At 49.7% G+C, this 23,446-nt stretch carries 26 protein-coding genes; 6 read left to right on the top strand and 20 right to left on the bottom strand.

Going from position 1 to position 23,446, the window contains the following annotated elements; genetic code table 11:
* The first annotated feature begins 36 nt into the window (after positions 1-36).
* Positions 37-2,184, top strand: coding sequence for a formate dehydrogenase subunit alpha (gene fdhF / locus On2M_RS13755; protein ID WP_151218973.1), 2,148 nt, complete (start codon positions 37-39; stop codon positions 2,182-2,184).
* Between the two features lie 51 nt (positions 2,185-2,235).
* On the opposite strand, the gene On2M_RS13750 is transcribed toward fdhF, so the two are convergent.
* From On2M_RS13750 to On2M_RS13705, 10 genes are all read right to left on the bottom strand, one after another.
* Positions 2,236-2,880 (bottom strand): hypothetical protein, encoded by a 645-nt coding sequence (locus On2M_RS13750; RefSeq protein WP_151218972.1) that lies wholly within the window; start codon positions 2,878-2,880, stop codon positions 2,236-2,238.
* 215 nt (positions 2,881-3,095) lie between these two features.
* The gene (locus On2M_RS13745; RefSeq protein ID WP_003840863.1) at positions 3,096-3,278 is read right to left on the bottom strand and encodes a DUF1869 domain-containing protein; all 183 of its coding nucleotides are present in this window, start codon (positions 3,276-3,278) and stop codon (positions 3,096-3,098) included.
* Positions 3,279-3,281: 3 nt separating this feature from the next.
* Entirely contained in the window at positions 3,282-3,644 is a 363-nt protein-coding gene (gene yeaR, locus On2M_RS13740; RefSeq protein WP_151218971.1) for a DUF1971 domain-containing protein YeaR, read from the bottom strand.
* Between the two features lie 174 nt (positions 3,645-3,818).
* Positions 3,819-4,457: a leucine efflux protein LeuE gene (gene leuE, locus On2M_RS13735; RefSeq protein WP_151218970.1), complete on the bottom strand. Its 639-nt coding sequence runs from the start codon at positions 4,455-4,457 to the stop codon at positions 3,819-3,821.
* Between the two features lie 139 nt (positions 4,458-4,596).
* Positions 4,597-5,247 (bottom strand): metal-binding protein ZinT, encoded by a 651-nt coding sequence (gene zinT, locus On2M_RS13730; RefSeq protein ID WP_210904984.1) that lies wholly within the window; start codon positions 5,245-5,247, stop codon positions 4,597-4,599.
* A gap of 84 nt (positions 5,248-5,331) precedes the next feature.
* A complete protein-coding gene (locus On2M_RS13725; protein WP_151218968.1) occupies positions 5,332-5,922 on the bottom strand; it encodes an ATP-binding cassette domain-containing protein in 591 nt (196 codons plus the stop codon).
* Positions 5,906-6,700: an ATP-binding cassette domain-containing protein gene (locus On2M_RS13720; protein ID WP_210904983.1), complete on the bottom strand. Its 795-nt coding sequence runs from the start codon at positions 6,698-6,700 to the stop codon at positions 5,906-5,908. Before On2M_RS13720 ends, On2M_RS13725 begins: the two co-directional genes overlap by 17 nt.
* Positions 6,694-7,506 carry an ABC transporter permease gene (locus On2M_RS13715; RefSeq protein WP_151218966.1) on the bottom strand — a complete coding sequence of 271 codons (813 nt, stop codon included), beginning with the start codon at positions 7,504-7,506 and terminating at the stop codon, positions 6,694-6,696. The genes On2M_RS13720 and On2M_RS13715 overlap by 7 nt, the downstream gene beginning before the upstream one ends.
* Entirely contained in the window at positions 7,496-8,470 is a 975-nt protein-coding gene (locus On2M_RS13710) for an ABC transporter permease (RefSeq protein WP_151219102.1), read from the bottom strand. Before On2M_RS13710 ends, On2M_RS13715 begins: the two co-directional genes overlap by 11 nt.
* Positions 8,470-10,056: an ABC transporter substrate-binding protein gene (locus On2M_RS13705; protein WP_210904982.1), complete on the bottom strand. Its 1,587-nt coding sequence runs from the start codon at positions 10,054-10,056 to the stop codon at positions 8,470-8,472. Before On2M_RS13705 ends, On2M_RS13710 begins: the two co-directional genes overlap by 1 nt.
* Positions 10,057-10,486: 430 nt before the next feature.
* Between On2M_RS13705 and On2M_RS13700 the strand changes: the two genes are divergently transcribed.
* Positions 10,487-12,574 (top strand): TonB-dependent receptor, encoded by a 2,088-nt coding sequence (locus tag On2M_RS13700; protein WP_151218964.1) that lies wholly within the window; start codon positions 10,487-10,489, stop codon positions 12,572-12,574.
* A gap of 427 nt (positions 12,575-13,001) precedes the next feature.
* Positions 13,002-13,781, top strand: coding sequence for a 3-deoxy-D-manno-oct-2-ulosonate III transferase WaaZ (gene waaZ / locus On2M_RS13695; protein WP_210904981.1), 780 nt, complete (start codon positions 13,002-13,004; stop codon positions 13,779-13,781).
* Between the two features lie 30 nt (positions 13,782-13,811).
* Here the strand turns inward: waaZ and On2M_RS13690 are convergent, their stop codons facing one another.
* Entirely contained in the window at positions 13,812-14,018 is a 207-nt protein-coding gene (locus tag On2M_RS13690; RefSeq protein WP_210904980.1) for a hypothetical protein, read from the bottom strand.
* A 382-nt stretch (positions 14,019-14,400) separates the two neighbouring features.
* Here On2M_RS13690 and cybB point away from each other — a divergent pair, with 382 nt between their 5' ends.
* From cybB to On2M_RS13675, 3 genes are all read left to right on the top strand, one after another.
* Positions 14,401-14,940, top strand: coding sequence for a cytochrome b561 (cybB, locus tag On2M_RS13685; protein WP_151218961.1), 540 nt, complete (start codon positions 14,401-14,403; stop codon positions 14,938-14,940).
* 505 nt (positions 14,941-15,445) lie between these two features.
* On the top strand, positions 15,446-15,688 hold the full coding sequence (locus On2M_RS13680; RefSeq protein WP_151218960.1) for a DinI family protein: 243 nt from the start codon (positions 15,446-15,448) through the stop codon (positions 15,686-15,688).
* Between the two features lie 174 nt (positions 15,689-15,862).
* A complete protein-coding gene (locus On2M_RS13675; protein WP_210904979.1) occupies positions 15,863-16,372 on the top strand; it encodes a VTT domain-containing protein in 510 nt (169 codons plus the stop codon).
* Positions 16,373-16,504: 132 nt separating this feature from the next.
* Here the strand turns inward: On2M_RS13675 and On2M_RS13670 are convergent, their stop codons facing one another.
* Genes On2M_RS13670 through On2M_RS13630 form a run of 9 tightly spaced genes read right to left on the bottom strand, consistent with a single transcriptional unit; the run spans position 16,505 to position 23,343 of the window.
* A complete protein-coding gene (locus tag On2M_RS13670) occupies positions 16,505-17,452 on the bottom strand; it encodes a DUF523 and DUF1722 domain-containing protein (RefSeq protein WP_210904978.1) in 948 nt (315 codons plus the stop codon).
* A 13-nt stretch (positions 17,453-17,465) separates the two neighbouring features.
* Positions 17,466-17,996: a DUF3833 domain-containing protein gene (locus On2M_RS13665; protein ID WP_151218957.1), complete on the bottom strand. Its 531-nt coding sequence runs from the start codon at positions 17,994-17,996 to the stop codon at positions 17,466-17,468.
* Positions 17,993-18,520, bottom strand: a complete 528-nt coding sequence (locus On2M_RS13660; protein WP_151218956.1) for a hypothetical protein — start codon at positions 18,518-18,520, stop codon at positions 17,993-17,995. The genes On2M_RS13665 and On2M_RS13660 overlap by 4 nt, the downstream gene beginning before the upstream one ends.
* Positions 18,517-19,002, bottom strand: a complete 486-nt coding sequence (locus tag On2M_RS13655) for a DUF2878 domain-containing protein (RefSeq protein ID WP_187252571.1) — start codon at positions 19,000-19,002, stop codon at positions 18,517-18,519. The genes On2M_RS13660 and On2M_RS13655 overlap by 4 nt, the downstream gene beginning before the upstream one ends.
* A complete protein-coding gene (locus On2M_RS13650; protein ID WP_151218954.1) occupies positions 18,999-20,219 on the bottom strand; it encodes a cyclopropane-fatty-acyl-phospholipid synthase family protein in 1,221 nt (406 codons plus the stop codon). The genes On2M_RS13655 and On2M_RS13650 overlap by 4 nt, the downstream gene beginning before the upstream one ends.
* The gene (locus On2M_RS13645; RefSeq protein WP_210904977.1) at positions 20,216-20,938 is read right to left on the bottom strand and encodes a DUF1365 domain-containing protein; all 723 of its coding nucleotides are present in this window, start codon (positions 20,936-20,938) and stop codon (positions 20,216-20,218) included. The genes On2M_RS13650 and On2M_RS13645 overlap by 4 nt, the downstream gene beginning before the upstream one ends.
* Before the next feature lies 1 nt (position 20,939).
* On the bottom strand, positions 20,940-22,196 hold the full coding sequence (locus On2M_RS13640) for an FAD-dependent oxidoreductase (RefSeq protein ID WP_210904976.1): 1,257 nt from the start codon (positions 22,194-22,196) through the stop codon (positions 20,940-20,942).
* Positions 22,193-22,912, bottom strand: a complete 720-nt coding sequence (locus tag On2M_RS13635) for an SDR family NAD(P)-dependent oxidoreductase (RefSeq protein WP_210904975.1) — start codon at positions 22,910-22,912, stop codon at positions 22,193-22,195. Before On2M_RS13635 ends, On2M_RS13640 begins: the two co-directional genes overlap by 4 nt.
* Positions 22,909-23,343 (bottom strand): nuclear transport factor 2 family protein, encoded by a 435-nt coding sequence (locus On2M_RS13630; RefSeq protein WP_151218950.1) that lies wholly within the window; start codon positions 23,341-23,343, stop codon positions 22,909-22,911. The genes On2M_RS13635 and On2M_RS13630 overlap by 4 nt, the downstream gene beginning before the upstream one ends.
* Positions 23,344-23,446 lie beyond the last annotated feature (103 nt).

Below are 23,446 nucleotides of genomic sequence, written 5' to 3'. Positions count from 1 at the left end.
TTCGCGCTATTTCAGCATTTAACAGGTCTGTTATTGATGAAAAAAATCACCAGTGTATGCCCATACTGTGGGGCCGGGTGCAAGCTCAAGCTTGTTGTGGAAAATAACAAAATCATCCGCGCCGAGGCCGCAGAGGGGGTAACGAACCAAAATCAGTTATGCCTGAAAGGCTACTATGGTTGGGACTTTCTTAACGACACTCGCCTTCTGACTCCCCGTCTGACTCGCCCGATGATCCGGTATGAAAAAGGTGGAAAATTCACTCCCGTTAGCTGGGATGAAGCTATTCGTTACACCGCAAAACGCTTATCTGAAATCAAAAATACCTATGGTCCCCGTGCCATCATGACTACCGGGTCTTCACGTGGAACAGGGAATGAGACCAACTACGTGATGCAAAAGTTCGCGCGTGGCGTTCTCCATACCAACAATGTCGATTGCTGTGCCCGTGTATGCCACGGCCCTTCCGTTGCCGGGTTACAGGAAACGTTAGGCAATGGTGCCATGAGCAATTCCATCAGCGACATTGAAAACTCAAAATGTCTGCTGATCTTTGGTTATAACTGTGCCGACTCGCACCCCATAGTGGCCCGCCGGGTAATTAAAGCTCGCCAAAACGGCGCAAAAATCATTGTCTGCGACCCACGTCGTATTGAAACTGCTCGTATCGCAGACCAACATTTGCAATTGAAAAACGGTTGCAATATGGCCCTGGTCAACGCCTTTGGCCATGTTCTCATCGATGAGCAACTCTACGATCGCGAGTATGTACAAAAGCATGCGGAAGGACTGGAAACATACTGGGAAACCGTGAAGGACTATGCGCCTGAAGCCGTTGAACATTTGACGGGCGTTCCCGCACAGCAGGTTCGTCAGGCGATGCGTACTTTTGCCGCTGCGCCATCGGCAACCGTGATGTGGGGAATGGGTGTCACCCAGTTTGGTCAGGCCGTTGACGTGGTTCGAGGCTTGTCGAGTCTGGCGTTGCTGACCGGTAATCTGGGACGCCCTAACGTCGGCGTTGGTCCGGTGCGTGGGCAAAATAACGTCCAGGGCGCGTGCGATATGGGAGTGCTACCTAACCAGTTCCCAGGGTATCAGGACGTGACCGACTTCACCGTCAGGGAGAAATTCGCCAACGCCTGGGGGATTGATGTTAATCAGATGGATGACAAGGTTGGGACCCGCATCACCGAAGTTCCGCATCTGGCTATCGAAGGCAAAATTAAAGCCTACTACATCATGGGGGAAGATCCGTTGCAAACCGAGGCTGATTTGGGTCTGGTTCGCGAAGGCTTTAACGCGCTCGATTTTGTCGTCGTGCAAGATATCTTCATGACCAAAACAGCGGAAATGGCTGACGTCCTCCTGCCAGCCACCTCCTGGGGCGAACACGGTGGCGTCTTTACCTGCGCCGATCGCGGCTTCCAGCGTTTTGAAAAAGCGATTGAACCCTCAGGTGACGTAAAGCGTGACTGGGAGATCATCAGCCTGCTGGCCAGCGAAATGGGCTATCCCATGCAGTATCAAAGTAACCAGCAAATCTGGGATGAGATGCGCGAACTATGCCCTCTGTTCTACGGCGTAACCTATGAGAAAATGGGTGAGATGGGCCATGTGCAGTGGCCATGCCCGGAACTCGATCACCCCGGTACCCCTTACCTCTATGCGAACAGCCAATTTGATACCGCTAATGGCAAAGGCAAACTGTTTGCCGCACAGTGGCGAGCGCCCGCAGAAGTTCCTGATGAAAAATATCCACTGGTACTGTGTACGGTGCGTGAAGTTGGGCACTACTCCTGTCGCTCAATGACCGGCAACTGTGCAGCGCTGCAAGCCCTGGCAGATGAACCAGGGTATGTGCAAATCAATACCCATGATGCAGAAAAATTAGGTATTCGTCATCGTGACCTGGTATGGGTCAGTTCGCGTCGAGGTAAGGTCATCAGCCGCGCGGATGTCTCCGATCGCATTAACGTCGGAACGGTGTATATGACCTATCAATGGTGGATTGGCGCATGTAACGAGTTAACCCAGGATAACCTCGATCCTATTTCAAAAACGCCGGAAACCAAGTATTGCGCCGTAAATATTGAGCACATTAGCGATCAGGGATGGGCAGAAAAGTATGCCGCACAAACGTATAGCGACATGAAATCACGCTTGTGTGAGGCCATTGGGTAAGTCACCACCAGGCCGCCTGAGTCTGGATCCCCAGACTCAGGCATTTTCTCGTTACTTCGCCAGTTGTGGTTCACTAAAACGAATGGTAGCTGATTCCACCTGCTTATCCCGCTGCATAAAACCGAGGTTCATCAGGAACAATCCTGCCATAAACGGGAGTTCATACAGCTCTTCAATGAGATCGCCGTACTGCGCATTGTGCAAAAAGATAGGGGCCAGCAGACGATGATGCTCTACCGTATCGGATATCAAAAATGCACAGATGGTGATCGCTAATAGCCACAGCGGTAGCGGTTCATTGCGTAAGCGACAGGCAATATCTTGGCGTAAGTGTTTTGATATCAGGACAGGCAGAATAATCATCGCAATCAATACCACTGAGATAGCTCTGAACAGAAGTTTAGGTTGATCAGGGAAATAATCACGGCCCCAACTGGTACTGCGACCCAGCAACACCAACCACCATACAGCCGCCCAAAGCCAAAATTGCTTCTCGCCTTCGGGACGTGATAAGGGCCGGATGTAGCTGAGAGTAAAAAGCGCACCAAACAGCAGCCATAACGCCTGGCCATTCTCAATCCATCTGACGACAGTACCGTTGAGCAAAGGTAGATTCCAGTTCGCAGTGAACGGGATCGTTACGATGACCAGCCCAAGAATGAAAGTAGGTAATGTTAGTCGGGTATTCAGTTTCATAAGCGAGGTTCTGTATTGTGACTGTTTCACGATCATAACCCCTGTGAATGATCCAACATTAGCAATCAATGCGGATTTCTTAAGGTATTCTTAATAAATCTTTTTACGAATATTTCCCGGATAGCACGGATAAAAAAACCGCGCTGCGCCGTCAAAACGCAGTGCGGTTTATAAATCAAAAACGATGATATTCAATCAGAAGCAGAGGCTAACATCTACCAACCGCAGACATCGTGCTCATTCTCGGTATCGTATGAACGTACCGTATTGACCAGGTCCTTAACCACTTCAGCGGCCACATCCGGAATCAACAGCGTCATCGGCGCTTCAGTTTCATAATCGACTGACACACCATTGCTGTTATTGGTCACTGTTACGGTATAGGTTGCTTTGCCCATGATTTACTCCTTGCCGGTACGCACGACTTTTCGTTGATTTGCAGTCTCCATCAGAATTTCCGGGGCAACAAAAAAGTCGATATTAAAGTAAGTATCGTCGGTCATCACTTCAATGTTATGCCATTTTTCCGGCGGAAAAACGCCAAACTGACCGGCTTCAATCACCATCACCTGTACTGGCTCCGGGCTGTGTTCATCTGCGTATCCGAGATATTTGACCGCCCCCTGCATAACCGAAAGTCGAGGATAAACCCCGGCACGGGTTCCTTTATCAAGGTGGCGTTCGAAAATTCCGGCAGGTGCCGTTTCTTTGTTCCAGAATGGAGTAGAGCGTGTATGGATATGGTTCTGTGGAATTTGAAGCATTTTTCTTCCCTTTTCCAGTCGACAACCAGCGAGTTCTTTCTGAACCGCTGCTGTACACAGGGTACGCCTCTAAATATACATTTAAAATACCATTTATTGGTTATAACAATACAAGTGTAAATGAATTGCAGTACGTAATATTGAAGGCCCGCCGTAATCAACGGGCCAATGGCATCACGACTGAAGCGTGGCCAGACGAGCAGCAAAACCAACGAAAATCAGACCGATAAGAGAATTGCCCACTTTGGCCAGTTTCTTTTTCGTACGGATATACTGCGTCACGAACGCGCCAGAGAAAATAAGAAAGCTCAGATAGAAAAAGCTCACTATCTCAAGCGTAATAGCCAGAATAAAGAATGACAGCCCTGAGTGCGGCGCATTGACATCAATAAACTGCACGAAGAACGAGACATAAAAAAGAATAGCTTTGGGATTGGTCAGGCTCAGAATTAATGCTCGTTTAAAAATAGCACCAAACGGGACTTCCTCAGGCGTCGCATCGCCAGCCCTCGATTTGAGTGTTGCATACAGGATTTTCGCGCCAAGATACAGCAGATAAAACGCGCCGAGATAGCGAACAATGTTGAACAAAACAGGCGTTGTTTTAATCAATGCGGCAACACCGGCATAAGCCAAAAACATCAGTACGGCATCACCGATAAACACACCGCTGGCGGCGAGATATCCGCCCTTTACTCCCCGTCCGACGCTATTTTTCAGCACAAATATTGTATTTGGCCCCGGTACCAGCACGATAAAAATAGCCCCTACCAGGTACGTCCAGTAATTCAGAACTCCATACTCTGCGAACACATTAACCTCTTCCTGAAAAAACACATGCACTTGCTGCGAGACAATATGCTAACGAATGCATCGGGTGATGGAAAGAGAAGGTTATTAATTAAAAAACCCGCCACTGGCGGCGGGTGTGTACAGATAAGTTTAGTCCGGCTTAATGGTGCAGCATCTCATCCACGACCTCTTCGCCCTTTAACTGATAAGGATAGTAGGTAGGCCAATTTTCCATCTCTTCCAGCAAGGCGGCTTGTGAGGTATTTCCCATAAAAATATGGAAATGGCTGGACTTACGCGGCGCGATAATATGATCGCTGAATTGTACGTATTTTGGTGCTTTGCTGTCAGCGTCTTTACACTCAAACAGATAACGTACACCTTTCTTGCCTGATTTATAGTGCAGTATTTTATACCCGGCGTAGTCGTATTTACACGATACAACCTGACTACCGGTGTGAAATTCCATCACGTCATTTTCGATGCCAATGGTGTCTACGTTAGTTGCATAACCTTTACGGTAGTACTCTTTAATTTGTTCTGCCGTTTTGCTTTTGTCTTTCTCCGCTTTCTTTTTGAATACCGGATCAAGCTCACCGCTGCCCAGATACGGATAGACTGATTGCCACATGCCATCCCAGTCGGTCAGTGCCCTGTTTTGTACCTGGTTGTCATCAAACACCCCTTCCGATGCCTTTTGTTCCGCTTCACTCATCGGCGCACCATGGGAATGATGACCGTGCGCCATAACCGAACCACTGACTAAAAGCATCCCCAGAGCGATTGTCAGTTTTTTAATACGAATAGCCAAAATTTCACCCTCAAATCATTTGCGAGTGAAATGTTATAATATAACATTTCAATTTAATCAATAGACCAACTGAAAGCCCTTGCCTTACTCTTCAATAAGTTTCCTGGAGCAGACCTGATCAAGCAACGCCTGCTGATGGCTGATAATCAGCATAGCCAATGGCCGACGCTGACATTCTTCAAGCAGCAGCGCCCAGATATCTCTTTGAATGGAAGGGTCGAGCTGGGCGGTAATTTCATCGGCAATAAGAAAACGCGTCCGCGGATCCAGTGCGCGAAGTATGGCGATGCGCGCCAGTTCACCGCCAGAAAGCTGTCCTGGACGGCGAGTTAACCACTCAGGGTTAATATGAAGACGGGTAAGCATTTCCGCATCAGGTAGCCAGGCATCATGAACCGCATCGCCAGTACTGCGTCGGGGATTAAAGGTTAATTCCGGATGTTGCGGCACCAGCTGCACCGGGCAATATTGGTGCATCGGCAGCGGTTGGTCATCGATCAGGATCTCGCCTGAAGTCGGTTTTTGCCAACCCGCCAGCACGCGCCCCAGCGTCGTTTTGCCTGTTCCGCTAGGGGCACAAACTCCTATGCGTTCTCCAGGGCGCAGAGAGAAGGTCAGATTTTGCCACAAAACCCGTTCTCCCTGGCGAATGGTCACATCACGACAGCACAGCATCCCGCTCTCCAAAAAGTTGACTTATTTCAGGTAGCGCCCGCCATTGACGTTGCAGATGCTCGCTGATCTCTCCGCGTAACAACTGCTCTCTGCTGACGTTATCCGACACCCTTCCTTGATGCAGCGCGACAATGCGGTCCGCATGGCGGGCTGCCAGTGTGAGATCGTGCGTTACCCATAACACGCCAGCCCCTTTCTCACAAAGCTCGCGCAGTTGTTCAAGCAGTTGATTAGCCAACGGTGCATCAAGCCAGGCGGTAATTTCGTCCGCCAGAATATAACGAGCCTGACTCAGTGACGCGTGACAGGCCAGAACACGTTTCGCCATACCACCAGAAAGCTGCCGCGGGAAGGCTTCCAATACACGGCTTTCCAGTTGGCTACGTTTGAGCAATTGGTCAATCTTCCCGGCATTCCACTCCTTGCCGGAGAGATGACTTGCCCTGCGCAGATGCTTTTCAATCGAGAGTAGCGGATTAAGCGCCTGAACGCCTTGCGGGACATAGCTGAAGGTATTGCCACGACATTTGCGAATATCCTCGCTGTCCAGCGTTTTACCCTCCAACGTGATAGCGCCGTGGAAGCGCAAATTGTCCGGTAAGAGATCGAGAAGGCATTGCAGCAGCAGGCTCTTACCCTCCCCGCTTCCTCCGACTAACGCCACCATCTGGCCGGGAGCCACGTCGAAAGAGATATCCTGCAACAGCGAAGACCAGTTTCGCGCGCCGTACCAGCGATAACGCGCCACCTCCAGCGAGACCTGCCTTAAACTTAACATGCGTCACCTCGTAACCATAAACGATGCACCGCCCTTGCGAGCTGATCGAATAACATCACCAGACTGAACAGCATCAGCCCCGGAAACAGCACTAACCACCAGTCGCCATGACTGATAAATCTCAGCGCATCCGCCAGCAGCAGTCCCAGTGACGGTTCATGAGGCGCCAGTCCAAAACCGAGGAAGCTTAACGCCGCGCTATGCAACACCGCGTGGGGAAACATCAGCAGTGTTCCCGTTAGCCATTGGGGTAACAAAGCGGGTAGATAGTGATGTCGCCAGCAGTAAAAATGTCCGTGTCCCAGACGCCAGGTCAACGTCAGATAGTCACTGTGCGCCACGCGCTGCGCTTCGGCACGCAGGATCAGAGCCAGACGCGGCCAGTGGGTCAGCGCAACTGCCATAATCACGCCGTTTTTCCCACCACCTAGCGTAAAACAGATCAAAATGAGCAACAGCAGATGCGGCATCGACAGCATGGCATCGGTAATCAGGCGCATAAACACATCCAGACGCGGATGCATACGCGAAACAGCCGCCATCATTAATGCAATGAAACCGCTGCACAGGGCCGCGCCGATACCAATTTGCAGACTGGTTAACGCGCCCTGAAAGCAACGGATCCAAAGATCGCGACCGAGATTATCGGTGCCAAACCAGTACAACGCATCAGGCGGTAAATGCCGGGCAAGCAGATTAACGCTTAATGGGTTATCCAGCGTCGTCGCGCCATACACCGCAATGCCCAGCAGGCAGCTAAAAGAGAACAAAAGACGAATCAGCGTCGGCGTCGGGTTATAGAGCATCAGGTCGCTCCAGAGCACGGTTCAACGCATGAACAAGCCAGGTAGACACCGAGTTGCCAATGAAAACCAATACGGTACTGAACAACACAATTCCCATCAGTAACGGCAGATCGCCACGTAATCCAGCATCAATAGTGGCCTGCCCCAGTCCTGGATAAGCAAACACTTTTTCTGCCAGTAGTGCGCCGCCCAGCAGTTCACCCAGTGAGGCAAACTGCAGGCACAGCGCTGGCGTGATGGCGTGGCGCAAAACCTGATGGCGCAACAGCGACCAACCTTTGTCTCCCTGAGAACGCGCAAAACGAACAAATTCGCTTTTCATCACGCTGGCGATACTTTCCCGCGTATGGAGCGTAATTTGTCCCAGGCCCAACAAACTGAGCGCGCAAACAGGAAGCACCAGGTGGCGTAGACGTTCACTCAATGTTGCCATATCACCGCTATTGCCAGGCTCCCATGCACAGCAGACCGGAAAGACCGGCCAGCGCACAGCAAATAACGCCAGCAACAGCATGCCAATCCAGAAGGTCGGCAACGAAGAAAGCAGATAGCTCAGGCGACAGATTGCTTTATCCGGCCAGCGATTCAGATAGCGTCCCGCAACAAATCCCAGCATCGTTCCAAGTATTCCTGACAGCAGCCACGCGCCGCTTAGCAGTGCAAACGAGGTCGCAAAGCGCTCCTTGATCACGCTGGCAACCGGCGCGTTAAACAACATTGAGTAGCCGAGATCGCCCTGTAATACCCGGACAAACCAGTGCCCAAAACGCTCCCATAGCGGTTGGTCCAATCCCCAGCGAGCCGCAATACGCGCGTATTGTTCCGGCGGCACGTGCAGGAGATCGTTACCGATATAAGCCCGAATCGGATCAACAGGAGAAAAGCTGAGCAGCATAAAAGTGCCAGCCGCAACCAGCACTAATAACACCATCAGCCGTAGAAAATGGCCTACAACAGACTTCATCAACGGCAGGTCCAGGTCCATTCATCCAGATTATTGAGCAGTGACCAGCTACCGTGAATTTCCGGTGCGCCTTTGCCAAGATCAATGCACGGATTTGCCAGGTAAGTGTGCTGAATATTCAGCAGCCATGCCCAGGCCGCATCCCCTTGTACACCAGCTCCTTGCTTGCCATCCCATTCCACTTGTTGCCAGAACGGCAACGCTTTTTGCCAGTCTGGAGCGTCAATTGCCTGTTTAAGATGCTGCTCAACGGCGGGATTGCTGTAATACCCTGGATTGTAGTATTCCACGCCCGCAGCCTGATTACTGTAGTGATGGAAAAGCTCCATCGGATCCAGGCTTCCCCAGCCAAACAGCGTCGGGTTGGCATGCATATGCCGCTCAACGGTTTCCCAGCTTCCGGATTGCAGAGAAATCTGAATACCCACTGGCTCCAGCATCGCACGTACGGCTTCGGCTAAATCCCGACGCGTGCTGTCACCGCTGGCGTACCACAACGTCAAGCGAGCTTCTTTACCGTCTTTCACTCGTATACCGTCTTTACCCACCTTCCAGCCGGCTTCTTCCAGAATCGTTCGCGCTTTTTCGCTATCGCCATCTTTGAACGCAACTGATTGTCCCTGCCATGGCAGACCCTGAACCGCGCTATACGCCGGAATCGCATGACCTTCCATAACCTGATCGGCAAGCTGCTTGCGGTCGATGGCGTAGTTGATGGCACGCCTGATGGCAACATCGGCCGTGATATCGTTACCGACCGGATAACCGTTAGCATCTTTTTTACCCGCAGGAACCATCGGGAACACAATGCCGCGATTTTCCACGCTGTCGCGAACCCAAAGCTTCAAATTCTGCTGCTGAGGGGCAACCGCCATCGAAGGTGCAATGCGCACGAGTCCCAGTTGACCACTGCGCGCTGCGGCATAAGCGTTATCTTCATCAAGGAAAACAAACACCAGCTTACTGAAATCATTTTTCTTGCCGGCATACCAAGGGTTAGCCTCCACGATCAATTGCTGACCCGGCTGAAAGCTCACCAGTCGATACGGACCCGCACCAATCGGATTTTTCGCAAATGTTTTTTCGTCATACCGTTTTTCCGGAACAATGCCTAATGAACCGAGCACATTCACAAAGGTACTTTGCGGGCTACGCAACGTAATTTCTACCGTACGGTTATCTTTCAGGCTGGCATGGGCGAAGTTACCCATATCGATTTTGCCGCCGCTTTTTGCGGCTTTGTTATAAGTGAAGACCACATCTTCAGCAGTTAACGGGGAACCATCAGAGAATTTAAGGTCGGGTTTTAACGTCAACGTCCAGGTTTTGCCATCAGCGCTGGTTTCTACTTTTTCCGTCAGCAGGTTTCCCCAACTCATATCAGCATTTTGTTTTAATAATGGTGCATGCAAAAGCAAATAGCTGCCATGACTCCATCCCAGCATCGGGTCAAACCCCTCCGTTGGCTCTGGTCCAATTGCCAGCTTTAACGTCTGTCCTTCGCTGGCATTTTGTGCAGCAAAGAGTGGTGAGGTTAATGCGAGAGTCAATGCGCACGTCAGCAGTGCTAGCTTGCCTTTGATCATTATTTTTTCCAGATTTGCGTTATTTTTATACCGCCGAACGACTGATAGCCGTTTAACGGCCTCCTGGGGATAGGATTATGGCGGACAGAAATGACGAAAAAAATGATGCGGCGCAGAAAAGTATGACGATTTTCTAAAATTATCATACTTTTTTCTGATACTCCGTTATGAGTACGACCTGAATCTCAGAAAATTGAGTAAACCTTAGCCATGTATTCAATGCCATATTAATCACAGACTAATAGTTATCAATAAGGATTATTGGCCACCCCGATTTTCCTTTATCTAAAACTCATGACAATTTATGTATATTTATTCAAGAAAATCACCAGAAATGACAAGTTATGTAAATTTGTAATGATAATTATTTGTATTATCATTTCGATCACTTATCTTACTGCCTTTGATTTTTAACAAAGGAAGTTTGACTATGCGTTTAAAACCTGTTGCCTCTGTCGTTCTGTCCTGTTTAGGATTTTCCAGCCCCTTTGTTTTCGCCGAAGATGTCATGGTGGTAACCGCGTCCGGTTACGAAAAGAAAATCACCAATGCCGCCGCCAGCGTCTCTGTAATTTCACAGCAAGAATTACAAACCAATAAATATAATGATTTAGGTGAAGCCCTGCGTTCTGTTGAAGGGGTCGATGTTGAAAGTAGCACCGGTAAAACCGGTGGTCTGGAGATCAGCATTCGTGGCATGCCCGCCAGCTATACCCTGCTTCTGATTGACGGTATTCGTCAGAATGGCAGTAGCGACGTGACGCCAAACGGCTTCTCTGCCATGAATACCAGTTTTATGCCTCCACTGGCGGCGATCGACCATATTGAGGTAATTCGCGGCCCGATGTCGACACTTTATGGCTCTGACGCAATCGGTGGCGTAGTCAATATCATCACCAAAAAAAGCACCGACAAATGGAGCACTTCCATCAATACCGGCGTTAATCTGCAGGAGAGTAATAAGTGGGGTAACAGCACGGTCGCCAACTTCTGGTCAAGCGGCCCATTAATCGCAGGCGTACTGGATATGCAGGTGCGAGGAAGCACCACCCAACGTCAGGGTTCGAGTATCACTTCGTTGAGCGATACCTCTTCCACCCGCATACCTTATCCAACCGAGTCGGAAAACTACAATATCGGCACGCGACTCGACTGGAAAGCCAATGAAAGCAATACGCTGTGGCTGGATCTCGACGCCGCCAGACAGCGTTATGACAACGATGATGGTCAGTTGGGTAACCTGACGGGAGGTTATGATAAAACGCTGCGCTATGAGCGTAACAAAGTGACCCTCGGTCACGATACCGCCTTAACATTTGGTACCTGGAAATCCTCCCTTGGCTGGAACGAAACCGAGAACAAGGGCCGACAACTGGTCTCCTCCGCACTCACGCCAGAAAACGCCGGCCGGGCCGGTGATGCGCGTGAGCTTAAAAACACCAACGTCATTCTGGACTCCGTACTGCTGACGCCACTAGGTGATTCGCATCTGTTAACCCTCGGCGGAGAATACTGGGATGCGCGGATGAAAGATGGTGTGGTGCTGGCTAATACCGGCGAGACGTTCCATCAAAAAACATGGGCAGCCTATGCCGAAGATGAATGGCATATTCTCGACTCGCTGGCCTTAACCGCAGGGACGCGCTATGAACATAACGATGTCTTCGGTGGTCATCTCAGCCCGCGTGCGTATATGGTCTGGGACGTATCTGAGGAATGGACGCTCAAAGGCGGCGTAACGACCGGTTATAAAGCGCCATCACTGAGCCAGTTACATAACGGGATCAGCGGCGTAACCGCACAAGGAACGGTGAATACGGTCGGTAACCCGGACCTCAAACCGGAGGAAAGTATCAGCTACGAAACCGGGCTGTATTATGAGAACGACGCCGGGCTGAACGCCAACATAACCGGTTTCTATACCGAATATAAAAATAAAATTGTCTCGTATTCTATCGATGACAATACCAATAGCTATACCAACAGCGGTAAGGCGAGAACCGATGGCATTGAATTTGCCAGCACCTTCCCTCTTTGGTCGGATGTACTGACCCTATCCCTCAATTACACCTACACCCAGAGTAAGCAAAAAGACGGTGACAATAAAGGCGCGCCGTTAAGCTACACGCCAAAGCATATGGCTAACGCCCGTCTGAACTGGCAGGCAACGGAAGATATGAACGCCTGGCTGAGCGCACGGTATCGCGGTAAAGCCCCACGCTTCACGGAAAATTACGACAATCTCAGCGCAGTACAAAAAGCCGTCTATGACGATAAAGGTGCTAATTTAAAAGCCTGGACCGTCCTGGACATGGGAATGTCTTACAAACTGACCAAAGATCTGACGCTGAATACGGCAATCAATAACGTGCTGGATAAAGACTTTAGCGAGGTTAAACTTTACCAGGTGGGCCGTAGTAGCACCTACGCGGGGGATTACTATCAGACGGCGCAATCAACCACCGGATACGTAAACCCAGGTCGCAACTATTGGGTATCCTTAAACTATCAGTTCTAATGTTATTTCCTCTTCCTGACGGGCTGTCAATGATAGCCCGTCAGGGATATGTTACATAATAATCACTGTCAAACAACGATGTTACAACAGCCTATTCTTTATAAGAGTATCATTAAAATAACGCCTGCTTTTTGTAACTAAAAGTAACGAGTCCGACTGCAATATTCTCACGAAGTAAGAAATCCGGAATCAAATTCATTCGCTCTATGAATATTTAGATTTTAAAAACCGAAAAATAAAACCCAATATCATCATATCTTCCTGATCTACATGCCCTCACCCTCAAAAAAAACATTTATCATTACAATAATAAATATACATTCATAAAACCAATCATCTAGATTTAAAAAACAAAACGTAACATCTCTTTTATTTTATCCAGATACGCAATGTTATTATTTCGAAAATAACATCAACGGTAACCATCATGCTCATCACGCACGAAGTACTTTATAGAATAATCGGTGAAAGGATTTCCGATGATTGTATTATTTACTTGTCTGGACCGTCATCATTAGATACGCCCCTTGATATAATACGTAGTAAAAACTGCATTTGCGTAAATGGTAGCGCAGGTTATTTGGTTAACAACAATATCCCTGTATTTATCTATGTTGTTTGTGACGGTTCATTTTATGAAAATAATAAAGAATTATTTTATAAATATTGTACCTATGCCCAACATACTTTTATTAGTGAGGATGTTGTTAAAAGAGCTGACATGACCGAGAAAGAGAACTTACTCAGCACATGTTTTCTTTTAAAGGACATTTGCAAATCCAGAGGAGGCATTGGCCGAAAAATTCGTTATAAAATAAAATCCTTTGCTAATAAAAACCTTAAAATTAAGTGTTCAGCCTTCAGAAAAGTGAAAACGATCGCATTTTCAACTGATGTCACCTATGGCCATTTTGGTAGTGCAACGGTCGCATTTAGCGCATTACAAATAGCCATTAGCTTAAAGTTTGAAAGAATAATATTTTCTGGTTTAGATTTAAATGGGAGCTGTAAACGATTTTATAACGAAATAAATACGCAACCTACAACACTTCCAGCTGACTTTGAATTCATATTAAAGTCATTTTCTTTTGTAAGCAGCAATTATGACGGTAAAATCTTCAATCTTTCGTCCCAAACTGCTATTCCGTACGATGTAATTCCATTTATAAGTACGGAAGAAGCAGCTTGTTTCAGCATCCATTCGTGACTCAGTAATCACATTAAAATAGCTAAACAATTAATACAAAAACACCCCTTCCTGCACCATTAGATACAATACCAAAGCAATAACTCCAGCGATACCGCCTAAAAACAGGACTGCTGCAATCGCAAGTTGGTTGCGGTTTGTGTATTTCACATTGCTTTGCACATCCAACTTTTCTTTATTTCCTGAGACCACCTCGTGACGTGAATCACACTCCATAGCGAATGTTATATCTGCCATACCGTTATCCAATTACTGTACAGGAAAACACAAATAACCATCACACTGCTAAGGATATAGGCTTTAAAGAACAGGAACTGAGATTTATCTCACGATAATCGCTGGATTGTTCACAGCTCAACCAAACATCTGACGCTTTTTGGGGGATGAATCTCATCCATTTCTCACCAAAAAACTTGACTTTTGATTTTGTTAACAGAACGCAGCGCCATCAAAACCTGAACTGTAGGTCCAGGAGGCCCATGAGGCCCAGGTAACACGTCAATACATTACACCTGGTATCAGGTTGAAAATAACTAAATCCTAATCTCCTATTGATAATAAGGATTTGTTAAGCTTTCTGCGATACGGTAGCAGCGACATATCGTTTGAGGAAAAAATAATGTCCAGGTTCTCAAAGCTTCAGATCCACTTACACTGGCTAACATTGATGTTAATAGCAATAACCTATGCAGCTATGGAGCTCCGTGGCTGGTTTCCCAAAGGCGGCAATGCTTACCTGTTGATGAAAGAGACCCATTACAATGCCGGCGTATTTGTTTGGTTTTTAATGATAGTGCGTTTAATTATTAAGCATAAATATAGTGACCCGGCCATCATACCTCCCCCACCAGCATGGCAACTGGCGTCTGCCAAATTGATGCATATCCTGCTCTATGTTTCTTTTCTGGCACTACCATTGTTAGGGATCTTAACGATGGCTTTCGGTGGTAAGAGTTGGACTTTTTTGGGATTAAATATTCCTCCTTTCGTTGACAGTAACGGAGAGATAAAGTCAGTTGTTAAGGACATTCACGAAACACTTGCCAATATCGGCTACTTCCTGATTGCAGCCCATGCTGGGGCAGCATTATTCCATCACTATATACAGAAGGATAATACACTTGTGAGAATGATGCCGGAGTCTAAGCACTTAAAATAACGGGAAATTACTTCATTCCGCATTGCAGACATGAAAGCATACAAGCTGTCATTATAACGGTTATTTATTAAATTTTGGCAAATAGTCAGACTGACAAACGCCAGTCTGACTGTATGTACCATTCGTTCAGCGTTCCCTGGTTTCCGGCAAATTCCCCCATTTTCCAGGCTTATCCCATTTCCAGCAAGGCGCCGTAATGCGATTCATCATTGGCATACACGCCGGTGCTGTAAGCATTGACTGAACCTTTGCAACGGTCATCCGTCCGGTTTTCGCTTAAGCGGCTTATGAAAACCCTGCACCTACAAAGAATCATGCTGTAGTGAGATAGAGGGGATATTCAGGCATGGATTGCCTAAGAGGCCCATTCAGTTCTTGCCGTTTCGAATCGTGCCTGGCGATTTCAACATCGTTATGTTGTGGCATCGATTACGCCTTCTATTGAAATCCGCATAAAAACGCAGTATAAATACTGTATATTCATCCAGCAAAGAGACAATGAGCAATGTTTGTGGAACTCGTTTATGACAAAAGGAATTTTGATGGACTGCCCCGTGCAAAAGATATCATTCTGGACGAATTAACAAAAAGAGTTCACCGAATCTTCCCCGATGCTGAGGTCCGGGTTAAACCGATGATGACCCTGCCAGCCATCAACACTGACGCGAGCAAACATGAGAAAGAACAGATAAGTCGTACTGTTCAGGAAATGTTTGAAGAGGCTGATATGTGGCTGGTTTCAGATTAAGTGCGTTCGATTCATCTTCCTTTACTCTATCCCGCTCGACTGTATTCTGCTGCTATGTGCAAATAGCTGTCACCACCGGGATTTCATGCAACAGTCAGTAATTCATCTGTGTTGAGGCCTGATTGAGTCGTATCAGGGTTAAATTGTAAAGTGACCTTAACTGGAGAATTACTGATGGAGTGGGTAAACGCGTTGATGAACCAATTCGCGCTTCATCCTTTCAGCCTGTGGGGCCTTCTTTTTGGAATAGCATTCGCAAAATCTACGTTCCTCATTTCTGCTGTATTGCCGCCAGCATCTGTTATGTTGGTTGCTGTAATTTCTGTCGGCAAGGCGACGCTTTCACCATGGGAAGCGGGAATTGCTGTAATGATTGGAGCATGGTGCGGGACAATTGTTAATTATCATCTTGGAATGATGATGGGACACCTGGCCTGGCTTGCACGCATAATGTCCCATCATGCCGATACAGTAGTACGGGTTCGACGCCGGTTGCAAAACAGTTCAGTACCGATACTTTTTACTTCACGCTTTATTGCCGTACTCCGTTATATTGTGCCACTAGTGGCTGGAATGTTGCGGCTTCATCCAGTGAAAGTATATGTAGTCAGTCTGATATCTGCGGCGAGCTGGTCAGCACTTTATGTTGGAGGCTTTACTCTCGTTTTGCCTTTTATTAGCTAAATCGCTCATAACGAGCCCACAACAAGCCTTGATGACTCCCTGCTAACGAGTGGATAATAAGACAGGGAAACAATTTCATTGCAGGCACGTTCAACACGCTACCGTTAATTGCAAACCTCGATGGTAAAGATCTTACAGTCGCAATGTTAAATCTTGCGGGTAAGGATCAAAGTAATTTTGCGTCAGCAGGTAGCCGTCCGGGTATTCCGCCAGATAATGTTTCAACAGCGTCATCGGGGCCAATATGGGCAGTAGCCCGGCGCGATAATTAAGGATAACCTCGCGTAACTCACCGCGTTGGCGCATCGTTAACTGATTACGGAAGTACCCTTGAATGTGCATCAGCACGTTAGTGTGGTTTTTACGCGAGGCCGGTTTCTTCAGGATTGCCATTAATTTGTCGCGGTAGACCGCAAAAAACGCGTCCAGATCGTCCCACTCATGCAGTGATGCGACAAATGGACCAATTTCCCGGTATCCGGCCTGATGGTGGGCCAACAATTGCAGTTTATAACGGCTATGAAATTCCAGTAGCGTCCGCCGCGTCAGACCATTTTGGCGCAGCGTATTGAGCTCATGTAACGCGAAAACACGTTCGACGAAGTTTTCACGCAGAACCGGATCGTGCAGCCGTCCATCCTCCTCAACCGGCAGCCACGGATATTTCTCCATCAGCGCAGCAGTAAAGAGCCCTACCCCGTCTTTACGCCCACGATTCCCTTTTTCATCATATAAACGCACGCGTTCCATGCCACAGCTGGGGGATTTGGCACAGACAATAAAACCAGACAATGTTTCCAGCCCAGCCAGATACATCTCGCAAAAGTCGTCCATTTTGTCGGTTACGTCTTCGTGAGGGGCATGGCTAAAACGCATACGGATATCCCCGGTCGTCTGTACCAGCCGCAGCGCCGGTCGGGGGACAGGCAAGCCCATCGCCATCTCCGGGCAAATTGGCCGGAAAGTCACCCAGTGGGCCAGCCTCTCCATCACAAATTCTGCCCACTTATGCCCGCCGTCAAAGCGAACGGCAGCCCCCGTTAAACAGCCGCTGATCCCAACGATGGGTTGCATTTTCATGGCGTCTTCCTCGCTATTGCGTTTTACGGGAGAAGAAGAGCGTCACCGTGCCGACGGTGAGACCAAATTTCTTCATCTCCGTTTTATTAAACAAATGGTTAGCATCCTGCAGGTACATCCAGTCATCAAAATTCAGCAACCAGGTTCTGCCGCTGGCTTTCACATTCATACTGTAATGCCAGTTGAACGCGTTGCCCGCTGCTTGCCCCTTCGCCACGCCTTCAATATCGCCAGCGGTACCTTCGTAACGATCGGCGCTGACTTTACGGATATGCCATACACGCTGCTGCTTCTCTCCATCGTCGTACACAAAGCGTTCATTGAGGGTCAATGTGTCCCCCACCACATCGCCGTTAATATCGACATGGAAACGACGAAGCTGTTTACCGCTGCGATCCTGAACCATCCCCCATGCTTGCGTTTCTCCCTGAAAATACTGAAAGATATCCAGCGTCGGCTGCTGCTGGCGATACTCAGTAATTTCGGCGCTACAACCAGAAAGTTGCATCATCAGCGGTAAGCTTAGGGCTAATAAACGTTTCATTTATTACCTCCAGTGAGCTGCTGCCGCAGCTCAGGATATTGCGTACGGGAACCCAGCCAGACAGCGAGAAAGTTTTCGCTGAACGCCGCCGACTGTGGTGGGCCAAGCGGGATGAAATGCCTTTGTGCCACTGACAAGCGATACCAAAATTGCCCCTGCTTATCCTGGAAGACAAAAACCAGTTGTGTACCCGGCGCAACGTCTGGCCATAGCTCACCCAACATGCGAAGCCAGGACTCACTCTGCGCTTCCCGTGCCAAAATACCCTGCGCTCGCCACTGATCACGGGTGGCATCCACCAGTTCTTGCCGTTCAATATTGCGCTGATAGGTGATAATCAGTGCCTGATCCTCTTTCAACCCACGATAGCGCCCATCCGGAGTGCGTAATTGTGAGTTATAGATCGTGAATGGCCCCCAGGTGAGCGTCGCATCACCGACTTTCCGCCAGCTTAACCAGTCTGTGGCACCTGCAAACGGCGCAATCGCCATTACTCCCAGCAGTATCAGTAAGGCAAGTTTCATTGGTGTCTCCCCATAAAAATATGAAAAAACAGCATCAACACCAGCCAGCCCGTCGCCATTAAACCGACCACAATAAATGTCGGCTCCAGAAAAGTAATGGCTCCCAAACGCTCTCCTATCAGATAAGCGATCGGTCCACCACCGGTGGCCATGATTACCAGCATCCATCCTGGCAAGGAGGTCGAACAGGTGAGGTGCGTCCACATGACGGCGAACATGAGCCAGAGCGCAAGCATCCATAACGGCAACAATGCTTCGCCGTGAAAATCAATCAACCCGGTCAGCGCCCACAACGCATCCAAACCACCGCCCGCAGCTGTCAGCATTAACGCGCACAGTCGTTGCGCCGCAGGCAACATGAAGCAGGCCAGAATAGCCAGACCAAGCCATAACACCAGACCGCGCTCACGAAATAACACCACCATGAACCAGTACAGATCGAACCCGACAGCCAAGAGAAAGACCTGTAAATGGCGCTTCATGGACGCTCCGCCGTCAGTTGCACCACACTGATTGTGCGGGCGTTAAATCCGGCTTCGCAGTAACCGAAGTAGTACAACCACATACGGCGAAAACGCTCATCAAAGCCCAGCTTTTCAATTTCATGCCAGCCGTGAACAAATCCTTGCCGCCAGTGCGCAAGAGTCCGGGCGTAGTCGGGCCCCATATCGAACAGGTTGCGAACCACAAAGTCAGTATGTTTTGTCATCAGGCCGCTCATCGCGGTGATGCTGGGTAAAAAACCTCCCGGAAAGATATAGCGCTGAATAAAATCGACACTTTTACTGTAATCGCGATAGCGCTGATCCTGAATGGTAATCGCCTGAAGCGCCATTTTGCCCCCAGGGCGCAGGCGTGCCTGACACGTACGGAAAAACGTCGGCAGATAGCGCTGCCCCACCGCTTCGATCATTTCAACTGATACCAGTTTGTCGAATTCCCCGGTCAGGTCGCGGTAGTCGCAGAGCAATACGGTGACTCTCTCCTGTAAACCAGCGCGGGCAATGCGCGCTTTCGCCCAGGCAAACTGCTCCTGCGACAGGGTCGTGGTGGTCACCCGGCATCCGTAATGACGCGCGGCGTATTCCGCCATCGCTCCCCAGCCGGTCCCAATTTCCAACAGATGATCATTCGCGGTCAGCGCCAGCTGATCGCAAAGTCGCGCCATTTTGGCCTGCTGAGCCTGCGCTAACGACTGCTCGGGGCAGGTGAACAAGGCGCTGGAATAGAGTAAATCCTCATCCAGAAAGTGCGCGTAAAAGGCATTGCCGAGATCGTAATGCGCGGCAATGTTTTCTTTTGCCTGTTGCCGATGGTTGCGGCGCGTCCAATGACGTAAACGCTCAACGGGTCGGCCAAGCAGGCGGAATCCACTTTCCAGTCGCCCCAGCAGGGTGCTGTTGAGCGCAAATATTTGCAATAACGGCGTGAGCTGCTGCGTTTCCCACTCTCCATCCATCCAGGACTCTGCCGCTGCAAGACTTCCCCCCGTCAACACCCGCCAATACACTGTGGGCGAAACAATATGTACGTCGGCGCGTAATTCAGCCGAAACATCACCAAAATGAAAGACCTGGGCCCCTTCCCGCACCGTGACTGAACCCTGACGAAGGCCGCTCAGCATACGAAAAAGGAACCAACGCGCAACACGCAGGTTGCGCGGAATATCGGGTTCAATCGCAAAGGTGGGATCGGTCATGATCGTTCACTCCTGCTCACGGGATGATTGTAGAGAGGGACTCGCTTGAGCCACAGTCGTAGCGCCTGCCAGTAAATCGCTGACACCGTTTTCAGCGTCATTATCGGCAGTCGTCGCAGCAACGTGCGTAAACTTGCCGGCGTCAACGGCTCGCGTTTGAGCATCAGGGTGGCATCAAAAATTTTCTCTGCCTGATGGTTTTCGATATGCATATGCAGCGTTTTACCCGGCGAGTTAAATCGCCAGTGATAGACCATATCCATCGGATTAAACGGCGATACATGGAACGCTTTTTCCAGTGGCCGCTTTTCCTGCGCATCTACGGCATAGTAATGACGCTCATTCCACGGCGTATTGCGGACCTCCGCCAGCACCCAGCGCAGGATCTGCGCGCGGTCATAGCAGTAGTAAAAATTGACCGGATTAAAATGAAAACCGAAATAGCGCAACTGCGTCAGGAGCATCACGCGACCTTCAGGACGATCGCCCGTCAGGCTGGCAAGCTGATTCAGCACGTTCTCTTTTAACGGGGTTCCCAGCGGGTAATCCACATCATGAAAAGCAGTTGCAGCGAAGCGATTACGTTTCACGCCCACGCCCGGAAGCTGAGCGAGCTCGTCCAGATCGAGCCAAGCCATAAACACCTGATAAGTAAACTGGTGCGTGGCCGGCTGAAGGCGTCGGTGGCGTAATACGCCGTGGTACAGGCAGCTGTTCATCTTAGCGCCCCTCTCCTGCGGCAATGCCGTGTACCACATCCAGCGCACTGCGTACGCCATCTTCGTGAAAACCGTTGTACCAGTAAGCACCGCAGAACCAGCTCCGATGCTGACCGTTGATCTCAGCGCGACGCGCCTGCGCCCGCCAGCTTTCAGGGTTAAACAACGGATGCTCGTAAACAAAGCGTCGCCAGACGAAGCGGTCGTCGATGGGGATGTCCGGATTGAGGGTCACGCAAAATAGCGGGCTTCCTTCAGGTAATCCCTGGAGAATATTCATGTTATAGGTGACGCAAGCGCTGGCCCTCTCTTGCTCACTCAGGCGGTAATTCCAGCTTGCCCACGCGCGTTCGCGTACCGGTAACCAGCGGCGATCGCTGTGCAACACAACCTCGTTACGTTGCCAGCCAATTGCGCCCAGCACGTCGCGTTCTGCTGGGGTCGCATCCTCAAGTAAAGCCAGAGCCTGCGAGGAATGGCAGGCGAAGATCACCTGATCAAATGTCTGTATTGATCCTGCCAATTGTATTTTGACGCCGCTGTCGTAGCGAATAACCTGCTGAACAGGTGAATTGAGGTGCAATTTCAGACGATCGCCCAGCTTCGCCAGCATGACACGAATGTATTCGCGCGATCCGCCCGGCACCACATACCATTGCGGTCGATGCCAGATATCCAACAAGCCATGGTGCTCAAAGAACCGTAAGAACAGCGCCAGTGGAAAACGGCGCATCTCCTGAAGTGAAGATGACCATATGGCCGCGCCCATCGGCAAAATATAATGCCGCGCAAAGAACACGCTGAAGTGGTGTTGGTCGAGGAAGGTCTGAAGCGTCGCGTTCACATCGGTCTCATTTAATGCCTGTTTCGCCAGACGATTAAAACGGACAATCTCTTTCAGCATTCCCCAATATGCGGGGTTGACCAGATTTCGACGTTGGGCAAACAATGAAGTCAGCGTATGACCGCTATACTCCATACCGCTTTGCGGATTATGCACCGAGAAGCTCATCTGCGTTTTTTGCCCCTGAATGCCGAGTTCGCTCAGCAAGCCCATAAAACGCGGATAGGTTCGGTCGTTATAGACGATAAAGCCGCTATCAATCGCGAAACTCCCGTGCGGAGTCGCCACATCCACTGTCGCAGTATGGCCGCCAGGGGACGACGCCGCTTCAAAAAGCGATACCTGATGGTGTCCGGCCAGACGCCAGGCGCAGGTTAGTCCGGCAATACCACTGCCAATGATAGCAATTTTCATGAACGTACCATCCTGCGCAGCAACATGCGCTGGAAACACTCAGGCAGCCCGGCCAACAGACGCAGCAGCACGCCAAAGCCTGTCGGGAAGGCAATATGATTTTTTCCTTTCACCAGGCCACGGCGAATCGCCTTCACCGCCTGCTCTACACTTACCTGACCGGGCATAGGAAAATCGTTTTTACGGGTAAGCGGGGTATCGACAAATCCTGGCGAAACGACAGTCAAGGCGACACCTTTCGGTTCCCAGTCCAGACGCAAACTGTTAGCAAACCAGGTTAGCGCCGCTTTAGACGCGCCATAGGCTTCAGCCCGAGGAAACGGCATCCAGTGCGCCATCGAACTGACCAGCACCACGCGGCTACCGGAGGTTAACTGCGTCTGAAGCGCTTCCAGGCAGTTGATGGGGCCCAGATAATTCGTCGCCATCACCCGTTCAACCTTCTCGGCATCTATCCAGCCGTGGTCGAGATATTCGCAGGTTCCGGCGCAGAGAATAACCAGTTCGGGTTTGCAGTCCGCCAGCGCCTGGCGACAGGCGTCCCTGTCTGTCATATCGAACAGGCGTACTGTAATGTTGGCATGGGATTGGCGCAATTGTTCCAGCCGTTCAGGGTTGCGACCACAGGCAATCACGTGACAGCCGTCATCGGCCCATGACTTTGCCAGCCCGGCCCCAATCCCGGAGCTTGCGCCAGTAATGAGGACAGTCATCATGCGCGCACCCTCCTTTTCACACCGCGAACGGCCCAGCCCAACAGTGGCAGATGCTCATAGAGCATCTCACCGGCATCGTAATAATCACGCTGGCGAAAAATCTTCTCACCATGCGTCTCTACCATTGAACATCCCGGCAAAGATCGTATTTCTCCACCAGAAATCCGCGGATGCGACCAGTACATGGTCCAGGTCACGGCAAACCGCCCGCTCTCACAAAGCGGCGGATCTATAGCAAAACGGCAGGCGTTTACATTCGCCAGGAGGTGCGAGAAATAGCGCTGGATGGCAAACAGCCCGTTATGTTCCCCGAACGGATCGACAAGTACCGCATGCACGTCGTACAACCCGGCAAGCGCGGGGACAGGCTGGCGATCCAAACTGGCGTAGTAATCCACAAACCTGTCGATAACGGATGGCTGTGCGCGCATAGCTCTTACCCTTAAGTGAACCACATGACGTAGTGGCATAATTAAAACTTACACAAACACTTAAATTTGTCCAAGTTTTTGCTAAAAAATATTTATAAATCTA

Source organism: Citrobacter sp. On2M (assembly GCF_018035235.1).
Lineage (GTDB): Bacteria > Pseudomonadota > Gammaproteobacteria > Enterobacterales > Enterobacteriaceae > Citrobacter > Citrobacter meridianamericanus.
The sequence above is the reverse complement of the archived record's forward strand: the minus strand, read 5'-3'. Positions and strand labels throughout refer to the sequence as shown.